We start from the raw sequence: 15602 nt of genomic DNA, 5'->3' as shown, positions 1-15602 counted from the left end.
CCTCAGGCCGCGTCGCGCACCTTCTCGATGCGCGAACGGATCGCTTCGATCATCGTCTCGCGGATGACCGTTTCGCCATGCGTCTCGCGCATGTGGTCGACGGCACGGCGCATCACCTCGGCTTCCTCGTCGGCACGGGTGTGCCACTCACAACCGGGAACCAGCGAGCCGCAATGGAATTCCTTCATGGGATTTTCTCCTTTCCTCCTGGGAGCCTGCGCCTCTCATGGGCACGAAGCTCCGCCACCTTTGTTTCGCGCCCTGTCACAGCAGTTGGTTTTGGGCGCGCGCACGGGGAACAAGCATAACACGGTTCGGCGGTTTTGGTTGCCGCTAAAGCGCGTCGCGTCGAAGCGGATTCACGCGACGCGCTTCAGGTCTTTGATTTTATGCATGTCATTTTCCCAGAACCGAGGCCACTTTTGGGCGATATGCATAGGCAAAAAAGGCGGAGCAGCGCTGCTCCGCCTCCTTACGCTACCCCAGAGCAAGACCAATTCGGTCTTGTCCCGACAGGGCCGTCACTTCACGATCTTGACGGACTCGGCAACTTTGTTCTTGCCGCTCATGTCCCAGGAAACGCGGACCTTTTCGCCGGCCTTCAGGCCAGGATCCTTGAAGGTCTTGGGCAGCGTAAAGGTCGATCCATCGTCCAGAACAAGGCTCATGGCCGTTCCATCATAGGTTTTGACCGTGCCCGTGGTGTGCTTGACCGCGGCAAAGGCGACCGAACCGGAAGCGAGAAGGGCAGCGGCGGCTGCCGTTACAATGAGCTTTCGCATGGTAAGTACTCCTGGAAAATGCGGACATCCGTTTCTTGAGAATGCTCCGCCTTGTTCAGGGCCGTCCGGTAGCGTCGTGTCGCGGTTCGGGACTGAACCGCCGGCGCTTCCCGGCCCGGAAACGACAAATAGTCGTTTTGTTTCAATTGCCTATTAGACGAAAAAGATAATCCGGGCGCCACATTGGATGCCAAAATTCGGCAAATGGGACGCTTTTGCGGCTCACGCTTTGCTCACCGATTTGTTACGGCCACCTGACCTCCGGCGGCAGGCTGGACAGGATCGAGGCGACATTGCCGCCGGTCTTCAGGCCGAAGATGGTGCCACGATCGTGAAGAAGGTTGAATTCGACGTAGCGGCCGCGGCGGATCAGCTGTTCGTCGCGGTCGTCGTCGGTCCAGTTTTCGTTGAAATGGGCCCGGACCAGGTGGCCGTAGACGACAAGAAAAGAACGTCCGACATCCTGGACGAAGTTCAAATCGGCATTCCAGCCGCCTTTGTCCTCGCCTGAATGCAGCCAGTCGAAAAAGATGCCGCCGACGCCGCGCGGCTCGTTGCGGTGCGGCAGGTAGAAATACTCGTCGCACCAGGCCTTGAATTTGGGGTGGTCGGCGACCGCGGCGTTCTTCTCGCAGGCAAACTGCATGGCGCGGTGGAAGGCGACCGTGTCGGGATGATCCTCGGTGCGGTTGCGGTCGAGCACCGGGGTCAGGTCGGCGCCGCCGCCGAACCAGTGGCGCGAGGTCACGACCATGCGGGTGTTCATGTGCACGGCCGGCACGTTGGGGCTCCAGGGATGTGCGATCAGCGAAATGCCTGAGGCCCAGAAGCTTGGGTCTTCCTCGGCGCCGGGCATCTGCTTTCTGAATTCGGGTGAGAATTCGCCATAGACGGTGGAGGTATGGACGCCGACCTTTTCGAAGACGCGGCCATGCATCATCGACATGGTGCCGCCGCCGCCCTTGCCCTGGTCGCGTTCCCACGGCGTCTTTTCGAAGCGGCCGGGCGCCCAGGCAGCCATCGGCCCCTGCAATTCCTGCTCGATCTGCTCGAAGGTGGTGCAGATGCGCTCGCGCAGCGTCTCGAACCAGAGCCTGGCCTTCATCTTCTTCTGTTCGATGTCGGCCGGCAGGCCTGCCGGTATTTCTGGTCGTTCCAAAATCAGGTCTCCGGTCTCAGCCGACAAATGACTCGTCTTTTTAGGGCGCGATCCCTAATCTCTTAAGGGCAAGGGTCAAGTGTCATCTGGTCAAGGCCCCAGGAGTTCTTTCATGCGCACCCCGGCAAGACCGCCGCTGGATGGCTTGAAGAAGCGGCTCGACCGTTCGCGCGCCGAGCGCGAGCGCATGCCGCGCGACGGTTTTCTGCGCGAGACCTTCGTCCTGCCGCGTTCGGATGCGCGGCTCAAGGCCAAGGAGTGGTTCGAGCGTTTTCCCAAGCAGGCCTACTGGACCGAGATCGAAAGCTGGTTCGAGCGGCCGGGCGATGTGATCGAATTTACGATAAGGCGGCTGCCGGCGGCGGATTAGGGGCGGACCAAGGCGGAGGGCATGCGCCCTACACGCAGGATTGCCGTGCCGGGTTGAAGACGACGGGATAGGCGTGCTCGTCGAGCATATCGAGGAACGCATCCAATCCTTTTGTCTTGATGAAGGCCAACTCCATGCCAGAGATCAAATGGACGCAAAGGATTGCGACCTCTTCGTCGTCGATCATGAGCCGCTCCGCAATACGCTGGTCCGGCGCGATGATGGGTGTCAAAAACAGGAAAGTTCTGAAGTCCGATCCCGAGGCAGGCGGCCAGGGCATCGCAATGCGGTGGCCAAAGCCCAACCACGTATTGTCTATGAACGGATACTCCGCCAGCCACCTAAGATTGCTCAGGATCTTCGGTTCAGGTTCGCGAACGTACCACATCAACTCAGCCCGCCGCTTGATACCGTCGCCAACGGTTGAAGGAACAGCCATGCGCCGATCGCTCATGCCATTGGTCAGAAGTACAAAGCCGTCACCCACAGGATCGATGAGTGAGAAGTCTCGGCCGAACGCAAGAACCTCGACACTATCGGGCCCGCTGGCGGGGAAGACACGAGCGGGTTCACCCAGCTCTTCCGTATAGGCAGATCTTCTGTGATCGCTGTTGGGGCCTCCGGATTTCGGCGGCTCGCCTCCGAGAAATCTCTTCAAACCTGGAAGCCGAACCATTTCCCATCCGCCCCTAACGTGCCAACCACGCATGGCATGATTTCAGTCGCATGACTTATTGCTCCCTGTCATCGGGGTGCGCGTTCATCTGCTATTATTTCGTCTCGGGGCTTTCTTGCCGCGCGTGTGTACCAGGGAGAACCATTAGCCGCCGCGCTCCTGCTCCCTCCCTTGCCAGCCGATCCTCTCTGTTTCTCAGCGGGCATTTGTCGATCGACATGCAGCCGCAGCCGATGCAGTCGGTCAGGCCGTCGCGCAGTTTCTTCAACTGGCTGATCTTGCGGTCGAGGTCGTCGCGCCAGCCGGTCGACAAGAGGTTCCAGTCCTCACGCGTCGGCGTGCGGCCTTCGGGCAGGGATTGAAGCGCCGCCGCGATCTCGGCCAGCGAGATGCCGACCTCCTGCGCGACCCGGATGATCGCCACCCGCCGCAGCACGTCGCGGCCATAGCGCCGCTGGTTGCCCGATGTGCGGTGGCTGCGGATCAGCCCGCGCGCCTCGTAGAAATGCAGCGCCGACACCGCCACGCCGCTGCGCATGGCCACCTGGCCAACCGTCAGTTCCCTTACCGGAGCCATTTCGACTTTTCCGCTTGACCTCAACTTAAGTTGAGCTTGTAGCCAAGAAAATGTCGATGTGCAAACGAAGGAGAAGGTGATGTGCGCCTGGACGAAGATAACCGGAGTTTCCAGCGAGCCGCTAGCCGAGCTGCCGGATGGCTTCGCCGGCGACCATGGCGACGGACAGCGCGACGTTGATGCTGCGCGTACCCGGCTGCATCGGGATCGTCAGCCGCGCATCCGCCGCCTGATGGACAGGATCTGGTACCCCAGCCGATTCTCGGCCGAACAACAGGATGTCGCCGGCGGTGAAGTTGAAGCCCGTGTAGGCGGTCGCGGCTTTGGTCGTGAGCAGCACCAGCCGGCGCTCGCTCGCTTGGCGCCTGTCCTCGAAGGCGTTCCAGTCGACATGCCAGGTCAGAGCGGCCATTTCGAGATAGTCCATGCCGGCCCGCTTGAGCGCTTTGTCGGAGAGCGGGAAGCCTGCCGGCTCGATAATGTCAACGCCAAGACCGAGGCAGGCGGCGAAGCGCAGGATTGTCCCGGTGTTGCCGGCAATGTCAGGCTGGTAGAGAGCGATGCGGAGACGGTGGTTCATTTCCGCGTCTTTCTAATAAGTGGCAGATCGGCCACAGCGGGCTCCTGGTTTTGGAAATTGCTGGACCTGCGGGTGGCCATTTTCTGCGAAGTCGATTATACCGCACGCATTGTCAACCCGAACCGATGGAGGGGTATTTCATGATGGCCATGCACATCCAGCGCCCCTCCCGTGGGCTTACCTGCCTGCCGGCGGTTTCGGTACGACGATTTACCTGACTTCTTAGATTTGATCGCACCGATTCCCGCCGAACCCAGTTTTCGGCTTTCGAAGGAATCCTGCGATGTTTTTCAACCTGTTGAAGGGGCCAAGCGCCCCAGCTGAGCGTGTCCTGACCGAGGTGTCCCCTCGTGTCCCGACCGATGCAATCCGCGCTTCCGGCCGAATGCCGGCGCACGACATTGCTACGCCTTTTTATCTCTATTTGCACACGGAGGACGGACCGATGTTCGATCCCTACAAAATACCTGGTTCAAGAAGCCTGCACGAGCGCAAGACGGCGACCTGGGCGTTGCTGATCGGCGAGACCTACTCGTCGGCGGTTCATGCCGAGACGCGCCGGCGTCCGCATCGCGGCATGCTGCCGGATGTCGACTTCTCGCGTGCGGTTCCCGACCACAGCCGGCCGTCGCTGGTGCGCCGGATCATCCGGTTGATCCGGCCGGGCGCGAAAAACCGGGCTGGCGGCGGCATGCCGTCAGGTCAGTCGAACGCGCCTGTCGGCGAAAAGCCCGCAAGTCCCTATATTGCGCGAAGCAGGACCGATGGCCCGGGTGAGTCCGGGCCATCGGTCCTTGACGCCGTACGTTCCGGGGATTTTTCCCGCGCAGCGTGAGCGGACAACAGTTTTGTGAGCATCACTATGTTTAGCTGGTTTGAAAAAAGGCTCGACCCGTTCCCCGCAGCGGAACCGGTCGAGCCGCCGAAGACACTGGTTGCCTTCTGCGTGCATTATACGCGCGGCGCCTGGCCCTACATCATCGTCGATGCGGTGCTGGTGACGGCGATCGCGGTGGCCGAAGTGTGGATGTTCGGCTTCATGGGCCGCATCGTCGACTGGCTGTCCGGGCAGAATCGCGAAACCTTCCTGAAGACCGAGAGCTGGAAGCTCGCCGGCATGGCCTTTGTCGTGCTGTTCGCGCTGCCGGGAACGGTATGGCTGCATTCGCTGCTCAACCAGCAGACGCTGATGGGCAACTACCCCATGCGCATCCGCTGGCAGGTGCATCGCTATCTCTTGAAGCAGTCGATGAGCTTCTACCAGGACGAATTCGCCGGCCGCATCGCCACCAAGCTGATGCAGACGGCGCTCGCCGTGCGCGAATGCGTCATCAAGGTGATCGACGTCCTCAACTACGTCATCGTCTATTTCCTCGGCATGCTCTTCATCGTCGGTTCGGCCGACTTGCGGTTGGCAGCACCGCTTGGCGTCTGGCTGCTCGGCTATATCGGGCTGTTGCGCTACTTCATCCCGAAGCTGGGCAAGGTCGGCGAGGCGCAGGCCAATGCGCGCTCGACCATGACCGGCCGTGTCGTCGACAGCTACACCAACATCCAGACGGTCAAGCTGTTTTCCCATGCGCGCCGCGAAGCAACGTTCGCGAGAGAAGGCATGGCCGGCTTCCTCGACACGGTCTACCGGTCGATGCGGCTGGTGACAGTGCTCTACGGTCTGCTCTACATCCTCAACGCGTTGCTGCTGTTTTCTGTGACGGCGCTGGCGCTGTGGCTGTGGCTCGGCCAGGCGGTGACGATCGGCGCCGTTGCCGTTGTCATCGGCCTGGTGCTCAGGATGTGGGGCATGTCGCAGTGGATCATGTGGGAAATGTCCGGCCTGTTCGAGAACATCGGCACGGTGCAGGACGGCATCGCATCGATCTCGCTGCCACGCCTGGTCGAGGACCGGCCGGGGGCGAAGGACATTGCCGTCACCAAGGGTGAGATTCAGTTCGACGATATCCGCTTCCACTACGGCAAGCAGAAGGGCGTCATCGAGAGCCTGTCGCTGACGGTGAGGCCCGGCGAGAAGGTCGGCATTGTCGGCCGCTCGGGTGCGGGCAAGTCGACGCTAGTCAATCTCCTGCTGCGCTTCTACGATTTGGAGAGCGGCCGGATCCTGATCGACGGCCAGGAGATCGCGTCGGTGACGCAGGATTCGCTGCGCGCGCAGATCGGCATGGTAACGCAGGACACTTCGCTGCTGCACCGTTCGGTGCGCGACAACATCCTCTACGGCCGGCCCGACGCCACGGAAGAGATGCTTGTCGAGGCAGCCGGGCGGGCCGAGGCGCTGGAGTTCATCGCCGGGCTTTCGGACCACACTGGACGCAAAGGGCTCGACGCTCATGTCGGCGACCGCGGCGTCAAATTGTCCGGTGGCCAGCGGCAACGCATCGCCATAGCTCGCGTTATGTTGAAGGACGCGCCGATACTTATCCTTGACGAAGCGACCTCGGCGCTGGATTCCGAAGCCGAGGCCGCCATCCAGGAGAATCTCTACAAGCTCATGCAAGGCAAGACCGTCATCGCCATTGCGCACCGGCTGTCGACCATTGCGGCGATGGACAGGCTCGTCGTCCTCGACAAGGGCCGTGTCATCGAGGAGGGGTCGCACGAGGAACTCGTCGCCAGCGGCGGGCTCTACGCGCAGCTCTGGCAGCGTCAGTCGGGCGGGTTCCTGCTCGACGACGGCCCGGTCGACGCCGCCAATGACGCTGTGGCCAAGGGAGAAGCCGCAGAGTGATGACGTCAGCATGATGACAGCCGTCTATCGCTGGTTCGAGAACTGGGTCTATCCGTTCAGGGAGCCAGCGAATCTTCGGCCACCATCAAGCGTCGGCGGCTTCCTCTGGTATTATGTCGGCCAGGCGAAGTTCGCCTTCTTCGCCATGCTGGTCATCGGCGGCATAGCGCCGCTGATCGAGGCCGGGCTGTTCTACTTCGTCGGGCGGCTGGTCGATATTCTCGACCAGCTTCCCGGTGAACGCAGCTGGCATGCGCTGTGGACCGCTGCCGGGCCTGAGCTTGTCTTCATGATCGCGGTGGTGCTGGTCATCCGCACCGTCGTCGTCGGCCTATCGGCGTTGGTCAACGAACAGACGATCACGCCGGGTTTCTACAATCTGGTGCGCTGGCAGGCGCACCGGCACGTATCGCGCCAGTCCTACACCTTCTTCCAGAACGATTTCGCCGGCCGCATCGCGACGAAAGTCTGGCAGGCGGGGCAAGCGACCGGCGACCTGATGGAGAGCTTCATCGAGGTCATCTGGTTCATGCTCATCTATACGGTGACGACGCTGGCGCTGGTCGCTGGGCTGGATTTGCGCCTGGCCGTGCTGGTGGTGCTCTGGATCCTCGCTTTCGCCTGGCTGGCCAAGCTCTATCTGCCCTCGATCCGCAGGCATGCCGAGGCCACGGCTGAAGCTGGTTCGATGATCAATGGGCGCATCATCGATTCCTATTCCAATGTGCAGACGCTGAAGCTGTTCTCGGCCGATGGCGACGACCGCTACATCAAGAACGGCTTCGACATCTATCTCGACGCGCTACGGCCTTTCACCCGCCGGCTGACCGGCGTGCGCATGGCGCTGACGACGCTGTCGGGCATCATGATCACAGCGATTGGCTGCTTTGCCGTCTATCTCTGGGTCGAAGGGTCGATCACCGTCGGCGCCGTCGCTTTCACGCTGTCCCTGGTGCTGCGGCTCAACATGCTGCTCGGGCGGGTGATGATGCAGCTCAACGGCATTTTGCGAAACCTCGGCGTGCTGGAGAACTCCAAGGCGCTGATCTCGCAGCCTCTCGGCCTCATCGACGCGCCCGATGCGAAGGAGCTTGTCGTCGCCGGCGGCCGCATCGATGTGAAGAATGTCGAGTTCCACTATGGCAAGGGATTCGGCGTGCTGAACGGCATCAACCTTGTCGTCAAGCCGGGCGAAAAGGTTGGGCTGGTCGGACCGTCCGGTGCGGGCAAGACGACACTCGCCAACCTCATCCTGCGCCTCTACGACCTCGAGAGCGGACAGATCACCATTGACGGCCAGAACATCGCTGAGGTGACACAGAATTCGCTGCGCGCCAATATAGGCGTGGTCAGCCAGGACACGGCCCTGTTTCACCGCTCGTTGCGCGACAACATCAAGCTCGGCATGCCGGATGCAACCGACGCCGAGGTGATCGCGGCGGCGAAGAAGGCCGAGGCTCATGATTTCATCCTCGGATTGCGCGACAACCGGGACCGTGCCGGCTACGAGGCCTTTGTCGGTGAACGCGGCGTCAAACTGTCGGGTGGCCAGCGCCAGCGCGTGGCGATCGCCCGCGTCTTCCTCAAGGATGCGCCGATCCTGATCCTCGACGAGGCGACCTCGGCGCTCGATTCCGACATCGAGGCGGCGATCCAGGAGAATCTGACGCGGCTGATGGAGAACAAGACGGTGATCGCCATCGCGCATCGGCTGTCGACCATTGCAGCGCTTGACCGGCTGGTGGTGCTGGACGGCGGCCGCATCGTCGAACAAGGCACGCATGATGAACTGGTGGCGCAGGATGGGCTGTATGCGCGGCTGTGGAAACGGCAGTCCGGCGGCTTCCTCTATCACGAGGAAAGCGTGCTGGAAGAGACGCGGCCGGCGGAGTAAAACGCGATCATGTCGGTCAGAATGCCCTCGAATTTTGGACAAAGCAGCGCGCAGGAGAGCGCGCTGGACCTGCTCGGCCACGAAATCCTGGCCGAAAAAGCGGCCGCCCTCGGCCGCACTGGCCAACGTGTCGAGGAAACGCTGAAGAAGCTGCGCGAGAATCGTGAGCAAGACCAGCGCGCCCGGCTGCTGAAGGAAGCCGCCGCGGCAGTGCACGCCTATTTCATCCAGCGCGAACTTTGCGGCTTACGCCGGCATGAGTCGGTGATCCGCGAATACGACATCCCAAGGGCGGTTCTGGTCAGGCTCGGCGCCAGCTAGAGATCATCGCCCCGGCAAACGATCATTCCAGCCATTCGGTGATGAAACTGCCGCTTTCGTGGATGTCGGTCGATTCAAGTGGGCCTGGGCCGAGATTGGTAAATTTGTGCGGTGTGTTCGGCGGCACGACGAGGATTTGGCCGGCTGTGGCCTCGATCTGCTGGTCGCCGATCGTGAACAGGCCGGTGCCCTGGCGGATGATGAAGATCTCGCAATAAGGATGCGTGTGCAGTCGCGGGCCGCCGCCGATCTCCGCCTGGTAATTGAAGATCAGGCAAGAGTTGGAGCCATGGGCGGCGAGTTGCAGTTCGCCCTGCCAAAGGCCGGGCGTCCTGGTCCAGGTCTCGCGGTCGATGATGTGTGCCATGCCAGCGAGACTAGATCACGGCAACCTGTCCTGTCGAGACAGGTGGGGAGCCTCGGATTTGCTGATATTTCCCTGTTGTTTAGCCGCCTTTGCCGGCCTTTGGACATCTGGCCGACTGACGCGCTCTTCTGTCCCCGCGACAATCTGCCCTTGTGGCCTCACCCCGCTGGACAAAAACGGGCTTCACGCATAAACCGAAATCCAAATGCCGGAGGAATTCGCTAGCTTGTTCGCCATGCGCTGTCGGGCCGGCGCGATGGAGCGGGGAACAAAGCTCGACCGCCGGCTCGGAAGAGGCGAAAGGATCAGGCACCCGTGAGCGCAACCGATACCCAGGATCCCAACCGTCGTGATTTTCTCTACGTCGCCACCGGCATGGCCGCAGTGGTCGGCGCAGGGGCCGTCGCCTGGCCGTTCATCGACCAGATGCGCCCGGATGCCTCGACGCTGGCGCTGGCCTCGGTCGAGGTCGATGTTTCCTCGCTGACGCCTGGCATGTCGCTGATCGTGAAATGGCGCGGCAAGCCGGTCGTGGTGCGCAACCGCACCGAGCAGGAGATGAAGGACGGCGAGGCCGTCAACCTTTCCGACCTCAAGGATCCGATTGCCCGCAACGCCAATCTGCCGGCCGATGCGCCGGCGACCGACGCCAACCGCACCACGCCCGGCAAGGAAGCCTGGATGGTGATGGTGCAGGTCTGCACGCATCTGGGCTGCATTCCGCTCGGCCAGGAAGGCGATTTCGGCGGCTGGTTCTGCCCGTGCCATGGCTCGGTGTACGATACCGCCGGCCGTATCCGCAAAGGCCCGGCGCCGGAAAACATGGCCGTGCCGGTATTCAAGTTCATTTCCGATACCAAAATCCTTATCGGTTGAGGCAGGGGATATTTCGATGAGCGAGGGACACTCGACCTATACGCCCAAGACCGGTATCGAACGCTGGTTCGACGCCCGCATGCCGCTGCCGCGCATGGTCTACGACAGCTTCATCGCCTATCCGGTGCCGCGCAACCTCAACTATGCCTGGACCTTCGGCGGCATCCTGGCGATCATGCTGGTGGCGCAGATCCTGACCGGAATCGTGCTGGCCATGCACTATACGGCCGACACCAATCTCGCCTTCAATTCGGTCGAGAAGATCATGCGCGACGTGAATTCGGGCTGGTTGTTGCGCTATATGCATTCCAACGGCGCCTCGTTCTTCTTCGTAGCCGTCTACATCCACATCTTCCGCGGGCTTTATTACGGCTCCTACAAGGCGCCGCGCGAGCTGCTGTGGATCCTCGGCTGCATCATCTACCTCTTGATGATGGCGACCGGCTTCATGGGCTATGTGCTGCCCTGGGGGCAGATGAGCTTCTGGGGCGCCACCGTCATCACCGGCTTCTTCAGCGCCATTCCGCTGGTCGGCGACTGGATCCAGCAGCTGCTGCTTGGTGGTTTCGCCGTCGATAACCCGACGCTCAACCGCTTCTTTGCGTTGCACTATTTGCTGCCGTTCATGATTGCCGGCGTCGTCGTGCTGCACGTCTGGGCGCTGCATGTGGTCGGCCAGTCGAACCCGACCGGCATCGAGGTCAAGTCGAACACCGACACCGTCGCCTTCACGCCCTATGCGACCATCAAGGACGCATTCGGCATGATCGTGTTCCTGTTCTTCTTCGCCTATTTCGTCTTCTACCTGCCGAACTTCCTCGGCCATCCGGACAATTACACGGTCGCCAACCCGCTGAAGACGCCGGCCCACATCGTGCCGGAGTGGTACTTCCTGCCGTTCTACGCGATCCTGCGCGCCATCACCTTCAACATCGGGCCGATCAACTCCAAGCTCGGCGGCGTGCTGTGCATGTTCGGCGCCATCGTCATGCTGTTTCTGGTGCCGTGGCTCGACACCTCCAAGGTGCGCTCGGCGGTCTACCGGCCCTGGTACAAGCTGTTCTTCTGGCTCTTCGCAGCAGACGCCGTCCTGCTCGGATGGCTGGGCTCGCAGCCGGCCGAAGGCAGCTTCGTGTTCATGGCGCAGATGGCGACGCTGTTCTACTTTGCCTTCTTCCTCGTCATCCTGCCGGTGCTTGGCCTGATCGAGACGCCGCGCAGGCTGCCGAATTCGATCACCGAGGCGGTGCTGGAGAAGAACAAGGGTGCCGGTGGGGGACATCCGGCAGGTGCGAACGCCGCGCCGGAAACCAAGGGCTGAGCGAGAATCTAAGGGGATTTGGCATGAAAAAGATTCTCACCTCGCTTGCCCTGCTCGGCCTGTTGGCCGGCGGCATCGGAGCGGTCGGCAGCGTGGCGATGGCCGCTGAAGAGGCGCATAACGCGGCGGCACCGACGCATTTCCCGATCGACGAGCCGAAGGAAATGGACTGGAGTTTCGCCGGTCCGTTCGGCACCTACGACAAGGCGCAGTTGCAGCGCGGCCTGAAGGTCTACAAGGAAGTCTGCTCGGCCTGCCATTCGATGAACCTGGTGGCGTTCCGCACGCTGGAAGGCCTCGGCTATTCGGAAGCACAGGTGAAATCCTTTGCCGCCGAATACACCATCCATGACGGTCCCAACGATGCCGGCGACATGTTCGACCGGCCGGGTAAGCCGTCGGACCATTTCCCGGCGCCGTTCGCCAATGAGGAGGCGGCTGCCGCCTCCAACGGTGGCGCAGCCCCGCCCGACATGTCGCTGCTGGCCAAGGCACGCGGTGTCGAGCGCGGCTTCCCGCGCTTCGTCTTCGACATCTTCACCCAGTATGCTCAGGGCGGCCCGGACTACATCCATTCGCTGCTGACCGGCTACGACGAGACGCCGCCGGCCGGCATGGTGATCCCCGAAGGTACCCACTACAATCCGTACTTCATGTCCGGCGTGTCGCTGAAGATGCCGAAGCCGCTCTCGGACGGCCAGGTCACCTATGATGACGGTTCGCCGCAGACGGTTGACCAGTATTCGCGCGACGTCTCGGCCTTCCTGATGTGGGCTGCCGAGCCGCATCTGGAAGACCGCAAGAAGATCGGTTTTCGCGTACTGGTGTTCCTGGCTCTGTTCGGCGCCCTGGTCTATCTGACCAAGCGCAAGGTGTGGCAAGGCGTGGCGCATTAAGCGCTGCCAGCCACGTATCAAAAAAAGGGCGCCGAGAGGCGCCCTTTTGCTTTTCCGGAGGCGGCTTGTCACATAGCGGTCACCGCATCTGACGATCCTGTGCTGCCCTCATCAAAGGATCGCACCCATGAAAAGATATGCATCGCTCGCGGCAGGACTGCTGCTGCTCGTCGTCGGCTCGGCCGCCCAGGCCGAAGACGCAAAGCCCTTCATCACCAACAAGGATGTCGACCTGACGATGATCCTGCCGCCGCCGCCGGCCAACGACTCGGCTGAGACCAAGGCCGAGCTCGGCGCGGTGCTGACGCTGCAGGTGACACGCACGCCCGAAATGGAGGCCAGCGCCATTGCCGACGCCGAGGAAGACGTCTGGCGCTTCACCAATGTCATGGGGCCGAACTTCAACAAGGAAAAGCTGCCGAAATTCTCAGCCTTCTTCGATCGCGTCGTGGCCACCGAAGGCGCCGTCGTCGATCCGGCCAAGGATGTCTGGAAGCGGCCGCGTCCGCACCAACTCAGCGACCTCGTCAAGCCGGCGGTCAAGCTGTCGAGCTCCGGTTCCTGGCCTTCGGGTCATGCCACGGTCGGCACCATGATGGGCATCATCCTTGCCGACATGGTTCCGGAAAGGCGCGCCGAGATCATGGCGCGTGCGGCCGAATACGCCCACAACCGTGTGGTCGGCGGCATCCACTATCCGTCCGACGTCGAGATGGGCAAGATTTCCGGTAGCGTTATCGCCGCCGTCCTGCTCAACCGCGACGACTTCAAGGCCGAGTACGACGTGGCCAAGGCCGAGCTGCGTTCCGACCTCGGTATGTAAGCTATTCCCAACAGTCGGTTTTCGACAGCAAGGGGCGCCAGCGGCGTCCCTTTTTCGTTCATGGCTGTGGCCAAGCGGCAGTTTGGCAATTCACCCGTTGGCATGGCGGCATCGGATTGATATTCGACGCAGCGAGCTTCTTGCGCCATGGCATTTGGAAATCGATGATGCGGCTACGCGACTGTCACAACTTTTCCGATTTCCGGCGCATGGCGCAGCAGCGGCTGCCGGGGCCGATCTTCAACTATATAGACGGCGCGGCGGACGACGAGGTCACCTATCGCCGCAACACCGAGAGTTTCGAGCGCTGCGACCTCGTTCCCAATGTGTTGCGCGGTGTCAGCGAGATAGACATGTCGGTGACGGTGATGGGCCAGAAACTGGCAATGCCCGTCTATTGCTCGCCGACCGCCTTGCAGCGATTGTTCCATCATCAGGGCGAGCGCGCGGTGGCCAAGGCTTCGGCCAAGTTCGGCACGATGTTCGGCGTGTCCTCGCTCGGCACCGTCAGCCTCGAGGAAGCGCGCAAGATCAGCAGCAGCCCGCAGGTCTACCAGTTCTATTTCCACCGGGATCGCGGCCTCAACCGGGCGATGATGCAGCGGGCCAAGGCGGTTGGCGTCGAGGTGATGATGCTGACCGTTGACAGCATCACCGGCGGCAATCGCGAGCGCGACAAGCGCACCGGCTTTGCCATTCCCTTCAAGCTCAACCTTGCCGGCATGCTGCAGTTCGCACTCAAGCCGGGCTGGGCGATCAACTATTTCACCCATGAGGGGTTCAAGCTGCCGCAGCTCGACGAGCATGTCGACATGGGTGGCGGCACGATGTCGATCAGCCGCTATTTTACCGAGATGCTCGATCCGTCGATGACATGGGACGATGTCGCCGAGATGGTCAGGCTGTGGGGTGGTCCGTTCTGCCTCAAGGGCGTCATGTCGGTGGAGGATGCCAAACGCGCTGTCGAGATCGGCTGCAGCGGCATTGTGCTGTCGAACCATGGCGGCCGGCAGCTGGACGGCTCGCGGGCGGCCTTCGACCAGCTGGCCGAGATCGTCGACGCCGTCGGTGACAGGATAGACGTCATCATGGATGGCGGCGTGCAGCGCGGCACGCATGTGCTGAAGGCGCTGTCGCTCGGCGCCAAGGCTGTCGGCGTTGGGCGCTACTATCTGTTCCCGCTGGCGGCTGCCGGCCAGCCCGGCGTCGAACGGGCGCTCGAGCAGATGCGGGTCGAGATCGAGCGCGGCATGAAGCTGATGGGCTGCAGTTCGATCGAACAATTGTCGCGCACGAATCTCCGTTTCAGGTAATCTCGGCTCATGAAATCCTCGCTCGAAGACACGCTGCTCGCCGCGATCCGCACCATTCCGGACTATCCCAAGCCCGGCATCCTGTTTCGCGACATCACCACGCTGCTCGGCAATGCGCGCGCCTTCCGTCGCGCCATCGACGAGCTGGTGCATCCCTATGCCGGCCAGAAGATCGACAAGATCGCCGGCATCGAGGCGCGCGGCTTTATCCTCGGCGGTGCCGTGGCGCACCAGCTTTCGGCCGGCTTCGTGCCGATCCGCAAGAAGGGCAAGCTGCCTTACGAGACGGTGCGCGTCGCCTACAGCCTGGAATACGGGCTGGACGAGATGGAGATGCACAAGGATGGTGTTGCGCCGGGCGAGAAGGTGATCCTGGTCGACGACCTGATCGCCACCGGCGGCACGGCGGAAGCAGCGATCAGGCTGCTCAGGCAGATCGGCGCCGACATTCTTGCCGCATGCTTTGTCATCGATTTGCCGGATCTGGGCGGGCGGGCGAAGCTCGAGGCGCTGGGTGTTCCGGTGCGGACGCTGATTGGGTTTGAAGGACATTAGGCAGGGCACTTTTTCCCTTCTCCCCTTTGTGGGAGAAGGTGTCGCCGAAGGCGACGGATGATGGTGCTCCAGGGAACGCCAACGCCTCACTCCGCTGGAGCACCCCTCATCCGTCTTGCCGCTTCGCGGCAATCCACCTTCTCCCACAGGGGGCCTGTTGCGTTATTAGGCTTTGGACGCCTGGAGGGACTGCAGGGGCGCAGCGAGGTGCTTTACGGCGCGGGTTTGCGGCCGGATAGGGTAGGAGTTGGCGTATTCGGTGGGTTCGGGGCGCAGTGCGACCCAGGATCAGGTGGCCAGCGTCACCCAGCGGCGCATGTTGAAGGCCATGGCCGCGATGAGGACCTGT

The 15602-nt window shown here is 62.0% G+C and carries 18 protein-coding genes; 11 read left to right on the top strand and 7 right to left on the bottom strand.

The genetic code is table 11. The features are described from left to right. Positions 1–2: 2 nt before the first annotated feature. The 3 genes from AC1DXM_RS29240 to hemF form a co-directional block, all read right to left on the bottom strand. A complete protein-coding gene (locus AC1DXM_RS29240) occupies positions 3–188 on the bottom strand; it encodes a DUF1059 domain-containing protein (protein ID WP_112561098.1) in 186 nt (61 codons plus the stop codon). A 333-nt stretch (positions 189–521) separates the two neighbouring features. Then, positions 522–782: a DUF1344 domain-containing protein gene (locus AC1DXM_RS29235; protein WP_192258836.1), complete on the bottom strand. Its 261-nt coding sequence runs from the start codon at positions 780–782 to the stop codon at positions 522–524. A 244-nt stretch (positions 783–1026) separates the two neighbouring features. After that, a complete protein-coding gene (hemF, locus tag AC1DXM_RS29230; protein WP_477238628.1) occupies positions 1027–1941 on the bottom strand; it encodes an oxygen-dependent coproporphyrinogen oxidase in 915 nt (304 codons plus the stop codon). A 112-nt stretch (positions 1942–2053) separates the two neighbouring features. On the opposite strand from hemF, the gene AC1DXM_RS29225 reads away from it, so the two are divergent. Further along, a complete protein-coding gene (locus tag AC1DXM_RS29225; RefSeq protein ID WP_006202578.1) occupies positions 2054–2311 on the top strand; it encodes a hypothetical protein in 258 nt (85 codons plus the stop codon). 28 nt (positions 2312–2339) lie between these two features. Here AC1DXM_RS29225 and AC1DXM_RS29220 read toward each other — a convergent pair whose 3' ends face one another. The 3 genes from AC1DXM_RS29220 to AC1DXM_RS29210 form a co-directional block, all read right to left on the bottom strand. After that, on the bottom strand, positions 2340–2987 hold the full coding sequence (locus AC1DXM_RS29220) for a suppressor of fused domain protein (RefSeq protein WP_477238624.1): 648 nt from the start codon (positions 2985–2987) through the stop codon (positions 2340–2342). A 94-nt stretch (positions 2988–3081) separates the two neighbouring features. Continuing rightward, the gene (soxR, locus tag AC1DXM_RS29215; RefSeq protein WP_477238622.1) at positions 3082–3564 is read right to left on the bottom strand and encodes a redox-sensitive transcriptional activator SoxR; all 483 of its coding nucleotides are present in this window, start codon (positions 3562–3564) and stop codon (positions 3082–3084) included. Positions 3565–3685: 121 nt separating this feature from the next. After that, on the bottom strand, positions 3686–4144 hold the full coding sequence (locus tag AC1DXM_RS29210) for a tRNA (cytidine(34)-2'-O)-methyltransferase (protein ID WP_477238620.1): 459 nt from the start codon (positions 4142–4144) through the stop codon (positions 3686–3688). 445 nt (positions 4145–4589) lie between these two features. On the opposite strand from AC1DXM_RS29210, the gene AC1DXM_RS29205 reads away from it, so the two are divergent. Genes AC1DXM_RS29205 through AC1DXM_RS29190 form a run of 4 tightly spaced genes read left to right on the top strand, consistent with a single transcriptional unit; the run spans position 4590 to position 9102 of the window. Next, a complete protein-coding gene (locus AC1DXM_RS29205; RefSeq protein WP_477238618.1) occupies positions 4590–4979 on the top strand; it encodes a hypothetical protein in 390 nt (129 codons plus the stop codon). 27 nt (positions 4980–5006) lie between these two features. Continuing rightward, positions 5007–6887: an ABC transporter ATP-binding protein gene (locus tag AC1DXM_RS29200; protein ID WP_477238616.1), complete on the top strand. Its 1881-nt coding sequence runs from the start codon at positions 5007–5009 to the stop codon at positions 6885–6887. A 10-nt stretch (positions 6888–6897) separates the two neighbouring features. Beyond that, positions 6898–8781 carry an ABC transporter ATP-binding protein gene (locus tag AC1DXM_RS29195; protein ID WP_477238614.1) on the top strand — a complete coding sequence of 628 codons (1884 nt, stop codon included), beginning with the start codon at positions 6898–6900 and terminating at the stop codon, positions 8779–8781. A 9-nt stretch (positions 8782–8790) separates the two neighbouring features. After that, positions 8791–9102 carry a DUF6665 family protein gene (locus AC1DXM_RS29190; protein WP_477238612.1) on the top strand — a complete coding sequence of 104 codons (312 nt, stop codon included), beginning with the start codon at positions 8791–8793 and terminating at the stop codon, positions 9100–9102. A 22-nt stretch (positions 9103–9124) separates the two neighbouring features. Here the strand turns inward: AC1DXM_RS29190 and AC1DXM_RS29185 are convergent, their stop codons facing one another. After that, positions 9125–9469: a cupin domain-containing protein gene (locus AC1DXM_RS29185; RefSeq protein WP_477238610.1), complete on the bottom strand. Its 345-nt coding sequence runs from the start codon at positions 9467–9469 to the stop codon at positions 9125–9127. 315 nt (positions 9470–9784) lie between these two features. Here AC1DXM_RS29185 and petA point away from each other — a divergent pair, with 315 nt between their 5' ends. From petA to AC1DXM_RS29155, 6 genes are all read left to right on the top strand, one after another. Continuing rightward, a complete protein-coding gene (gene petA, locus AC1DXM_RS29180; RefSeq protein WP_477238608.1) occupies positions 9785–10345 on the top strand; it encodes a ubiquinol-cytochrome c reductase iron-sulfur subunit in 561 nt (186 codons plus the stop codon). A 16-nt stretch (positions 10346–10361) separates the two neighbouring features. Continuing rightward, entirely contained in the window at positions 10362–11666 is a 1305-nt protein-coding gene (locus tag AC1DXM_RS29175; RefSeq protein WP_477238606.1) for a cytochrome b, read from the top strand. A gap of 23 nt (positions 11667–11689) precedes the next feature. Further along, the gene (locus AC1DXM_RS29170) at positions 11690–12562 is read left to right on the top strand and encodes a cytochrome c1 (RefSeq protein WP_477238604.1); all 873 of its coding nucleotides are present in this window, start codon (positions 11690–11692) and stop codon (positions 12560–12562) included. 127 nt (positions 12563–12689) lie between these two features. After that, positions 12690–13385, top strand: coding sequence for an acid phosphatase (locus AC1DXM_RS29165; protein ID WP_477238602.1), 696 nt, complete (start codon positions 12690–12692; stop codon positions 13383–13385). 167 nt (positions 13386–13552) lie between these two features. After that, positions 13553–14698 (top strand): alpha-hydroxy acid oxidase, encoded by a 1146-nt coding sequence (locus AC1DXM_RS29160; RefSeq protein WP_142870163.1) that lies wholly within the window; start codon positions 13553–13555, stop codon positions 14696–14698. A 9-nt stretch (positions 14699–14707) separates the two neighbouring features. Next, positions 14708–15253 carry an adenine phosphoribosyltransferase gene (locus AC1DXM_RS29155; RefSeq protein ID WP_477238600.1) on the top strand — a complete coding sequence of 182 codons (546 nt, stop codon included), beginning with the start codon at positions 14708–14710 and terminating at the stop codon, positions 15251–15253. Positions 15254–15602: the final 349 nt, after the last annotated feature.

This window comes from Mesorhizobium sp. P3_A2, from assembly GCF_056403115.1.
Note: the sequence above shows the minus strand (reverse complement) of the source record. Positions and strands in the feature narration are given on the sequence as shown.